The sequence below is a fragment of the Nostoc sp. LEGE 06077 genome (genome assembly GCF_015207705.1).
Lineage (GTDB): Bacteria > Cyanobacteriota > Cyanobacteriia > Cyanobacteriales > Nostocaceae > Nostoc_B.
In genome coordinates, this window is the sequence record NZ_JADEWI010000053.1 from 35,547 (window position 1) to 44,959 (window position 9,413).

Here is a 9,413-nt window from a genome sequence, read left to right on the forward strand (position 1 = left end):
TGCAATTTCCTGCTTAGATACATTTAAATCAGATTTAGCCTCCGCTTAACGGGAAAAGTCAGGCTCCTTAATTAGGCACTATTCTTAAGTCTTTTCGTGATAAAAAAGGCTTTAAACCTCCGCCAGTTGGCTCTTATAACTTTCCATTGTTGTAGCGTATGCAGAAGAATTAAAGCCAAAAATGTATAGGCTATCCAAAAATGAATGCTTCTACCTAAGTCTACTAAAAGGGAGTTTTGTGGAAAAAAATCCGGTAAAGTCAACCCAAAAAAACGGACATTATTACTTTGATAAGAATTAGAAAAAAAGAACCCACTGACGGGAACTGCAAACATTAAGAAATAAAGAAAAGTATGCAGTATAAATTTACGTGTCCATTCAGAAGTAACCCTTGGCAGATTTTTAGTATATTTTCGCCACCATACCCGCAACAAAACTAAAATCCGCCAAGTCAGCAAAGCTACTACCAAAGCTCCGATTGATTTATGAAAATCATATAATTCTGATCTAAAGAAAGTTCCACGGGATAGACGCGCCATACCTGAACCCGTGGTAAATAAAACTAAATAACAGGCGAACATTATCCAATGTACAGACATGAGTTGCTTAAACGCAGAATTAACCCTAGCTTTCTTAACTGCTGATGTTAAATTCATCTCAAGACACCTGGTTTTTTTATAGTTTTATCGTAAGAATTCAGGAGTCAGAAGAGTTAGAAAATAATGAGAACTATTTGATGAATCAATTTACTAATCCTACAAATACTTTACTATTCTGGCTTCTGACTCCTGGGTACTGAATTATTACGTTTTACCTTGCAGTTTTAGGAGGCTTTTTTCCTGTTTTCTTGCTAGGTAGATAATTTTCCTTAATTAGACAATCTTAATATATCTTAACTTCTTTTATTTATCCACATATTTACTCCACCCGGAAACCTTTGCATCATCTCCCGCAACTCAACAGCAGCCCCATCCGGGGTATAAACAACATTACCTGACATCGCCAACACAATCCGTTGCCGCCTCGCCCACTCAAACTAAGCACTAACATCTGTGGTAACGGTGTTCTTGCCCTTAGCCTATCTTGCAGGAATTGATAAAAAGCCCAGTCGGATTATCACACCAACCTTCTGCGATGTCTGCGACAAGCCGCAAGCGTCTACGCATCCTTCACTTGTGTAATCGCCCCCTGAACATTTTCCCAATGCTTCTTGATCACGCCCAAGCAAGGCTGAGGATTGATCCGCAACCGCCTTAACTCGTTGCAAACCCCTGCAATGTCAAATTTTTCAGTACTCAACCAGCGTCAATGATTAAAATATAGAATGTTAATAACCTCACTTTTCTGATAATTTTTTAATTATTAAGTTGTAAATCTCAGGAATATTTAAATGTTTTTCTACAAAATAACAAGCAATACTTTGCAGAAACAGGCAGTCGATAGGGCTAGGTTAATGTTATATGTGACAGCAGTGATAGAGGCTTCATAGTGCAGTTACTAAAAATTAGTTTGGTCTAGTCTATTGTCCATGATAGAAAATACTAGCCTTTATGCTTTAATCTTAGCATCTGTTACTGATTAGTAATTGATTAATAGCAAATTTATCCCAAGATAGAAATCAAAATAATCAAACTTGTACAAAATAACTTTCAGAATATTAAAGGTATGACAATTAAACAAATTGAGAAACTGAAAACTCCTAAATTTATCCAGCAAATTGAATCAATCCTAAAACCATTAGGATTTTTAGATCGTTGCGCCAAAGATTATGGAGATATTTTCTTTACTAATAGTTTTGGCAATCTAGAAACTTTAGTTGTTAGTCATCCCCAGGATCTTCAAGAATTATTTAATCCAGCCAATAAAATACTTGATGCTCCAGGTGCCGCTAATGAAATATTCAAGCCTCAGCTTGGAGAAAACTCATTAATTGTACAAGACGGAGAACGACATCAACGTCAGCGAAAGCTAATAATGCCTCCGTTTCATGGAGAACAGATGCTGAATTATGGGCAACAAATTTGTGAAATAACCCAACAAGTAATACAAAATATTAAACCAGACGAAGTTTTCATTGCTCGCCATTTAACTGAAAACATTACCATGAAGATCATTTTAAAAGTAGTCTTTGGGATAAATGAGGGCTTAAGGCTAGAAAACCTGAAAAATCTTATGACAACTTGGCTGTCTTTGACTAGTTCACCACTCAGTGCCAGTGTTTTATTGCTTCCATCTCTACAGAAGGATTTAGGTACTTGGAGTCCTTGGGGAAAATTTCTGCGTTTAAGAAAACAGATTGATGAAAACTTAATGGCAGAAATATTGGAGCGTCGCCAACAAATGCAAACCTTGCGTTTCGATATTCTGAGTTTGCTAATGAAAGCAGAATATGAAAATGGAGAGGGCATGAATGATGCTGAATTAAGAGACAACCTGTTAACTTTGCTGAATGCTGGTCACGAAACGACTGCTACTGCTATTGCTTGGGCTTTGTATTGGATTCATCAACAACCAGAAGTTTATGAGAAACTATTGTATGAGTTACAAAGTTTAGATAATCCCGACCCTCTCAAAATTACTCAACTACCTTACCTCACAGCAGTTTGCCAAGAAACCTTAAGAATTTATCCTGTAGTTCTTTTCACTTTCCCTAGAATTACTTTACGCTCTGTCAATTTAAGAGGGTATCAAGTTGCTTCTGGAACGTATGTGACACCTTGCATTTATCTAACTCATCGTCGAGAAGATTTATATCCTCAACCAGATGAATTTCAACCCCAAAGGTTTCTCAATCGGAAATACTCACCTTATGAATTTTGGACTTTTGGAGGTGGCTCTCGTCAATGTCTAGGGCAAGTATTTGCTTTGTTTGAAATGAAATTAATTTTAGCAACTATTCTTTTAAATTATCGACTGAAATTAGAAGAGAAAGCTCCAGTTCATCCAGCACGTAGAGGGTTTCTATTAGGTACTAAAGGTGGAGTTAAAATGAGACTTGTTGCAGGAACTTCATGCTAAACTTTTCACGAGATGGCATTAACGAATATGGATATTCGCATTGCTGAAGAATTGGATATTCCGGCATTAGCCCAACTGTATCAAAGCACAGTTTTGGCGATCGCACCCGAACGCTACTCTCCAGAGCAAACCCAACTGTGGGCAGCTTTTGCATCGGATAGAGATGCTTTTAAACAGTTCATTTTGGCAGCCACAACATTCATAGCCACTGATGAAACGGGAATTTTAGGTTTTGCGGGGATTGCAGAAGAGGGCCATGTTACTTCTACTTATGTCAGGAGTGATCTCATTCGTCAAGGGATTGGCTCTACATTAATGGAGAAAATTTTAGAATATGCTCAGATGCACAAAATTGAGCGTTTATATGCCGAAGCAAGTGAATTTAGCTTAGGCTTATTTCAAAAGTTTGGCTTCTACATCTACGACACTGAAATTGTAGACCGCCAAGGAGTTAAGTTTAAACGCTATTTGGTAGAGCGAAGTGGACATTGAAAAAATTCTGTTATCGAATGTTGCTAAGATTGAGTAATTTTAAAATCTTCAAAAACAATCCTACACCCATCTCCTTGTGGGGATGCTGCCATTAAACCAACTTGCAACGTCTGGGCTGGAGTTAGGTATGCCAGCCGCAACAAGTGATAGTGTTGACCATTCAGGGAATACTGCACCTCAATTGCTTCTTTTCGACGCTGAACTCGCAACCACAGAGATTCTGGAGACAGCAAAAGTTCAATTACAGACCAATCTGAAAAATCTCGCGTCACGACAGCACTGACATTTTGAACCTCATCCACATACTCAATTCCGCACTTGAGCCAAGTACTTTCATCTTCGCGTACCATGAGTCCAGCTTGGTCATACAACACCTGATACTGCCCAGTAATTTTTACCTCTGCTGTAAAATCACCGCTGAGTGTTTGGTAAAAGAAGTGACCATTATCTCGAATAAAGCCATAATGAGTTGTTCGCCAAAAGTCAGTTTTTGAGTCGGTTGTCAACGAAACTTGATGAGCAGTCTGCGTCCATTGGGCAGGTTCGTTTAGCCATTGCATCATGTTTTATTCTCCTCAAGCGATAGTCAGAATTTGTGTAGAAGTGAGATCGCCGATCTTCACTACTGCTGAGTGTACATTGGCCAAACATTTGCTGTGTAGTCTTTTTCATTTCCACTATCAAGCCAAGAGTGTTCATGACAAAGACATTACACCAAAACCCATGTTAAAAATTCAAGGGAGCAATTAACCGAGAACTCAGAAATCATGAAAACTATTAGCTGCAAAGGTATCTATAAATGGCAAAAACCTTTGAAGTGAAGGGTAAAATTGTAACCTAACTGGAAAATCATCTGTTTGGGATACTTCCAATTCAATGGTTTGTTGCTCTTGGTTATCAAAGAGTAGCTGTATTTTATAGTCTGTCCAAAATTGCTCACCCAACTCATCTTCTAAATCGAAAAGCTGTTCCTCATTGCCCCAGATATCTGACCACAGAACTATTCGATTAGCACGAAAATGATTTTGACCTCTTTCATCTCCAACTACAAAATATACTTCGACATTTAACTCAAAACCGAACTCATCAACCTCTGCTTTTTTGATTTCGCTGTTGACCACAATTAAACTATCAGGGTTAACATTTACCATCTGCTGTTGCTGGAATAATTCTTGAAGTACATAATCAGGTATTAACTTTGCACTCTCTTCTAGCGCGAGTTTTTGAGTTTCAGGAGAGTAACGAGTTTTCAATTCTTGGGTGACTAAACTTAAAATATCACCCGTTTTGACATTAACAACTATCTTCTTATTTTGAGGATTCAGGAAACATCCGTAATTCAAATTAATCTGCTTGCTAGTTGCCATAAGTATTCACAATTGTTTTGTTTCAAATGAATGCTCTTAAATGCAAAATTCAAAATATAAGAATTCAGCACTCAGGAGCCAGAAGTCAGAATGAATAAGTCTCTATAAAATTAGCAAATTGATTTATTCAATATTTCTCTGCATCTTTACCCCTTCTGACTCCTGAATACTTACCATTTTATTTTTCAAATAGCGCAGCTTTTTCTGTTATTCAAAATTAGCGTACTGAGGTGGACTGGCCCCGACTCGTTCTCGGATTTTAGGATATTTGCCTGATGGAACTGTATCTGAAATGATTTGGACATCAATCTGGTGCCACCAATCATCCCCAAAATCAAACCAGTAACCAAAAGCATCATCAATTGATAAACCCAACGATGCAATTGATGTACTAGCAACATCTCCTGTAGGTGCTGGTGTCAAGTCAGAACTGGAAAATGCTTCTTTTAAGCAGTAGCGTCTGGCATTTGGATCTTGCGGCCCCTTGCCGCCAACTTGAAATTCGTACATATGTTCATCTTCTCGGTCAAATGCTTTGAAGATGATTTTATGCAGTTGGGCTAAAGTATTGCTGCCCTTAATCTCAATTGTTCGAGACACGACTGGATTCTTTGCTGCAAATTCTTCTGTAATTGGCCCTTCAACTAAAAATACCTCTAGCACATATAGCGCATTTGGAGAAGGGTTAACTGTTGTTTTAGCAATAGTTTCTGATTTTTTCGTTTTAGCCATACTGTGAGCGTGAAGGGTATAGTTAAGTATTGCGTATTGCGCGGCTAAGGCAAATTTAACCTTTGGTTATAAAAAGCCATTTGCTCCAAAGCATACCAAAGTCATCTTTATAAGAAACAAGCTAATAAATATAGTTGTAGCCCAAATTCAAGATATTGTAGAGTCAAGAAAAGTCCTAAGTATTGCCCTGCACAACTCACTTTATGACTACCGCACCCTTAAGCTGGCAAGAACTAGAATCCCTCACTAACTATCAAATAGATACTGTAAATGGTCTTACTAATGCTAAAGCTAGGTTGCGCTTGTTTGGTCAGCCGGAATCGGAAGTGCGCTTAACACTGTACCGCGATAACCACGCTTGGTGTCCTTACTGTCAAAAAGTTTGGTTATGGCTAGAAGAAAAACAGATCGCCTACCGCATTGAAAAAGTGACAATGTTTTGCTATGGGGAGAAAGAAAGTTGGTACAAACGTAAGGTGCCATCAGGAATGCTCCCGGCAATTGAGTTAGATGGACGGATTATTAAAGAAAGCGATGACATTTTGATTGCTTTGGAAAAGGTTTTTGGTCCATTAAACCAAGGAATGGAAGATCGCACGGTGCTGCCTCTACGCCAATTAGAACGGCTTTTATTTAGAGCCTGGTGCGCTTGGCTGTGCTACCCAGCAATTTCCGCTCAACAAGAAAAACGCAACCGAGAACAATTTATCACAGTGGTAGCTAAGGTCGAGGAGGCTTTAGGTCACACATCAAGCCCTTATTTTCTAGAGAACTTCGGCATCGTCGATGTCATTTTTACGCCATATCTGGAACGGATGAATGCCAGCCTTTACTACTATAAGGGTTACTCACTGCGAGAGGAAAACCCTCGTTTGAGCGCATGGTTTGCGGCAATGGAAAGCCGACATACCTACCGCGGTACTCAGAGCGACTTCCACACCCACGTACATGATTTGCCGCCTCAGATGGGTGGCTGTTGGGAAAATGGCGAAACCCAGATGCTTCTCAATAAAGCGCGGGTAGATAACGGCCCCTGGTTTGGACTACCAGATGTTACTTATCCAGAACCAGAAAACTCACGTATGGAAGCTCTTCAAAGAACTATCGAGCATCGCATCAATATTATCCGCGTCAACCCCTCAGATGATAGCTTGTTTGATCAAGCCTTACGTTGTGCTTTAACACATATGATGACAGGGGTTGAGTGTATACCTCCATTGGGGTCTGATGTCGCTCTACGATATCTGCGTGATCGCATTAATGTCCCGCGAGATATGTCCATTTATGCGGCCAAGCGATTGAGGGAATCATTGGAGAAAACCGCAGCCCTTGCTGGTGATGGACAGCCAGACCCCATTCCGACTCAGCATCGACGAGATCAAGACCCGTCTAACTTTGTCAGAAAGTAGCATTTAGACACGCGTCTTGGCAGAACACGCAACTCTCCTAGTTAATAGTTATCTTCGTTTCTAAGCTCTTTGTATAAAGAATCCCAAAGCAGGAATGTACAAAGCGTTTGGTTAAGCTAAGGTAAAGATAAAATAGCATAATCAACAATTCAAACTTCCAACTGATGGGTATATTTATAAGTAATTGACGAGGGTGATTATGACTAAAGAATACATGGATTCTTTAGAGTCGATTGTTGACCAATTAACATTGGCAGCAGTTTTAGAAATGTTAGAACGTATTTGTCATAAAAAAGCCGAAAATTTGCGAACTCACTGGAAAGACGAAAATTCTGCCAAGCTTTGGGACAAAGCGGCCAGACAGATAGAACAGATAAATATTGATGTTTAATCCAGCAATCAAATTCTGCAAGGGATGTTTATCAAATCGATTTACAGTTGGGAGGTATCTCTAAAAATCGGAACTAAAAATAATCTAATTATGTCCTCTGATACTCAATCCGCACTTGCTCAACATTAAATTGCTCAGATTCTTGGTATACAATTTTTTCTACCTGTCGTAATCCCAAACTTTCAAACAGTTTGAGTTCCTCCTCTGATAGTGGCCAAGGTGGGCCACTTGGTTCTACTTCGGTATCTCGAACACGGTTGATCAACAAAAGTGTGCCATCAGGAGCGACCAGGGAGGCAATTGAAGAAATCACTAGAGAACGCACATTTAAAGGCAAAGCTTGAATGTTACGACACTCGAACACAAAGTCAAAAGCAAGATGCCATTGTGCTGGAAGAGCAAACAAATCTGCAACTATGTAGTTAACCGAAGAATCAGGGAATCGTTGTTGACACCAAGCGATCGCAGTTGGAGAAATATCAAAAGCTGTTACCTCAAAACCTAGTTTTGCTAGAGCTTCAGCATCATCTCCCAAACCGCAACCGATGATTAATGCTTTTTGTCCCAGAGCGAATGGTTGATGATGAGCTAACCATTCTTGCAGATAAGGGTGAGGGGATAACTTAGCCCAAGGAATTTGTGTTGCGTCACCTTGAGCTTCGGCATACAAAACGTCAAACCAAGTAGAGGGCTGTGCTTTTTGTAGTGCTTCCTGAGCTAACTGTTGAACATGAAGCTGTAAATTTTGAGGTTGTTGTTCAAACATAGTCCCTCTTTTGTTACCTTCGGCAGAGAATAATTTCAAACCCCTATTTGAGGTCTATTTTCAATAAAAGTGCTGAGATGACAAAGTAGATGTACGAGTGCCCAGTTCATTCTGTTGTTTACATTCAAAGCTGGGGCTAGATTTTTCTCTTCTCGTAGTAATAAAAGAGGGTTAATTTTCTGATGTCTGTGTAAACTGTGCAAACAACTCTGCTCCTGTCATGTTTTTAGTTTCATTAGCAAAAGAGTAATATTCGGGCTTCTCATCGATAAAAACCTGATGTTCAAAAATTAGACCTTCTGTGTTATCGAAGATTCCAGCAGGTATAAAGTATTGGTTATTTTGTTTCAATCGGAAAAATAGATGGCTGCCACACTTCTTACAGAATCCACGTTCTGCCCATTCGGAAGATTGATAAACGCCGATATTTTCTGCTCCCTCAAAACTAACATTACTGCCACACTCAATGGCAAACATTGCTCCTCCGCCCCACTTTCTACACATACCACAATGACAAGCTCCTACGATATTATTCATATTTGTTGTGGATATGCTCACCGCTTTACATAGACAGCCACCTTTGACAAAATTAGACATCTTCTTTACTCCTGTAGCTTGAATCATCATGCAGATTAAATATTACAGGGATAAATGAGTTTATAACTACTAGATCTACACCATCGCCACCCAATCGCACACCACCGACCTACAACCATCCGCCAAGTTTAACGCAGTTTGGCGCATCTTCATATAGAATTGGTACTGCCCTTGGCTCCACTCTTGCAGCTATTGATGAATAGACAGTCGGATTATCACACCAACCCTCGGCGATCGCACGCCTGATGGTGGAGATGTTGAGAAGTGGCAGTGTTTGTCCCCAGTCCTAGAGTGTTTTCCACGTACCAACGCCTACCATTAGCTTTGATGTGCTTGGATATTTGAGATAATTACTCATGTCATAAATATTTATCAGAAATATTGAAGGTTATTTGTATATTGATTAGTGTCAGTAAAACTACTGTTTAATTCTAGGTTAATAATTAGACCTATTTTCCCACGATGAGCAAAAATTAGTGACGAACAATAGTGTGAAACGCCAGTCTCCAAAATACTATAGAACCCATTTGGGATCTTTGACGACGAGCTAAGATCAAAAATAAATGCCATATTCCAGTAGCGATTAGCGACAAAGAGTGGGAACTTATAGAGCCATTACTACCGCAAAAGAAGAAAACCAA

10 protein-coding genes are annotated in these 9,413 nt (G+C 39.4%); 4 read left to right on the forward strand and 6 right to left on the reverse strand.

Annotation, left to right across the window (positions count from 1 at the left end; genetic code table 11):
* Positions 1–71 precede the first annotated feature (71 nt).
* Positions 72–656 (reverse strand): cytochrome b, encoded by a 585-nt coding sequence (locus IQ244_RS25100; RefSeq protein WP_193899032.1) that lies wholly within the window; start codon positions 654–656, stop codon positions 72–74.
* Positions 657–1,665: 1,009 nt separating this feature from the next.
* Between IQ244_RS25100 and IQ244_RS25105 the strand changes: the two genes are divergently transcribed.
* Positions 1,666–3,018, forward strand: a complete 1,353-nt coding sequence (locus tag IQ244_RS25105; protein WP_193899033.1) for a cytochrome P450 — start codon at positions 1,666–1,668, stop codon at positions 3,016–3,018.
* A 12-nt stretch (positions 3,019–3,030) separates the two neighbouring features.
* The gene (locus IQ244_RS25110) at positions 3,031–3,510 is read left to right on the forward strand and encodes a GNAT family N-acetyltransferase (RefSeq protein WP_228059134.1); all 480 of its coding nucleotides are present in this window, start codon (positions 3,031–3,033) and stop codon (positions 3,508–3,510) included.
* Between the two features lie 23 nt (positions 3,511–3,533).
* Here the strand turns inward: IQ244_RS25110 and IQ244_RS25115 are convergent, their stop codons facing one another.
* The 3 genes from IQ244_RS25115 to IQ244_RS25125 form a co-directional block, all read right to left on the reverse strand.
* On the reverse strand, positions 3,534–4,073 hold the full coding sequence (locus tag IQ244_RS25115) for a DUF1349 domain-containing protein (protein ID WP_322746102.1): 540 nt from the start codon (positions 4,071–4,073) through the stop codon (positions 3,534–3,536).
* A gap of 195 nt (positions 4,074–4,268) precedes the next feature.
* Complete coding sequence (locus IQ244_RS32705) at positions 4,269–4,877, reverse strand: hypothetical protein (RefSeq protein ID WP_228059135.1); 609 nt, start codon at positions 4,875–4,877, stop codon at positions 4,269–4,271.
* A 207-nt stretch (positions 4,878–5,084) separates the two neighbouring features.
* Positions 5,085–5,609 carry a plasmid pRiA4b ORF-3 family protein gene (locus tag IQ244_RS25125; RefSeq protein ID WP_193899034.1) on the reverse strand — a complete coding sequence of 175 codons (525 nt, stop codon included), beginning with the start codon at positions 5,607–5,609 and terminating at the stop codon, positions 5,085–5,087.
* A gap of 203 nt (positions 5,610–5,812) precedes the next feature.
* Between IQ244_RS25125 and IQ244_RS25130 the strand changes: the two genes are divergently transcribed.
* Positions 5,813–7,018 carry a glutathione S-transferase family protein gene (locus tag IQ244_RS25130; RefSeq protein ID WP_193899035.1) on the forward strand — a complete coding sequence of 402 codons (1,206 nt, stop codon included), beginning with the start codon at positions 5,813–5,815 and terminating at the stop codon, positions 7,016–7,018.
* Between the two features lie 199 nt (positions 7,019–7,217).
* Entirely contained in the window at positions 7,218–7,409 is a 192-nt protein-coding gene (locus IQ244_RS25135) for a hypothetical protein (protein ID WP_193899036.1), read from the forward strand.
* Between the two features lie 88 nt (positions 7,410–7,497).
* On the opposite strand, the gene IQ244_RS25140 is transcribed toward IQ244_RS25135, so the two are convergent.
* The gene (locus tag IQ244_RS25140; RefSeq protein ID WP_193899037.1) at positions 7,498–8,175 is read right to left on the reverse strand and encodes a class I SAM-dependent methyltransferase; all 678 of its coding nucleotides are present in this window, start codon (positions 8,173–8,175) and stop codon (positions 7,498–7,500) included.
* A gap of 171 nt (positions 8,176–8,346) precedes the next feature.
* Positions 8,347–8,772: a GFA family protein gene (locus IQ244_RS25145; protein WP_193899039.1), complete on the reverse strand. Its 426-nt coding sequence runs from the start codon at positions 8,770–8,772 to the stop codon at positions 8,347–8,349.
* Between the last annotated feature and the right edge of the window lie 641 nt (positions 8,773–9,413).

What these genes read in the sequence shown, in the direction of transcription:
- IQ244_RS25125 (WP_193899034.1), bottom strand. Translation starts at nt 5,609, where the DNA reads ATGGCTAAAACGAAAAAATCAGAAACTATTGCTAAAACAACAGTTAAC.
- IQ244_RS25100 (WP_193899032.1), bottom strand. Translation starts at nt 656, where the DNA reads ATGAATTTAACATCAGCAGTTAAGAAAGCTAGGGTTAATTCTGCGTTT.
- IQ244_RS25135 (WP_193899036.1), top strand. Translation starts at nt 7,218, where the DNA reads ATGACTAAAGAATACATGGATTCTTTAGAGTCGATTGTTGACCAATTA.
- IQ244_RS25115 (WP_322746102.1), bottom strand. Translation starts at nt 4,073, where the DNA reads ATGATGCAATGGCTAAACGAACCTGCCCAATGGACGCAGACTGCTCAT.
- IQ244_RS25130 (WP_193899035.1), top strand. Translation starts at nt 5,813, where the DNA reads ATGACTACCGCACCCTTAAGCTGGCAAGAACTAGAATCCCTCACTAAC.
- IQ244_RS25110 (WP_228059134.1), top strand. Translation starts at nt 3,031, where the DNA reads ATGGCATTAACGAATATGGATATTCGCATTGCTGAAGAATTGGATATT.
- IQ244_RS25140 (WP_193899037.1), bottom strand. Translation starts at nt 8,175, where the DNA reads ATGTTTGAACAACAACCTCAAAATTTACAGCTTCATGTTCAACAGTTA.
- IQ244_RS25105 (WP_193899033.1), top strand. Translation starts at nt 1,666, where the DNA reads ATGACAATTAAACAAATTGAGAAACTGAAAACTCCTAAATTTATCCAG.
- IQ244_RS32705 (WP_228059135.1), bottom strand. Translation starts at nt 4,877, where the DNA reads ATGGCAACTAGCAAGCAGATTAATTTGAATTACGGATGTTTCCTGAAT.
- IQ244_RS25145 (WP_193899039.1), bottom strand. Translation starts at nt 8,772, where the DNA reads ATGTCTAATTTTGTCAAAGGTGGCTGTCTATGTAAAGCGGTGAGCATA.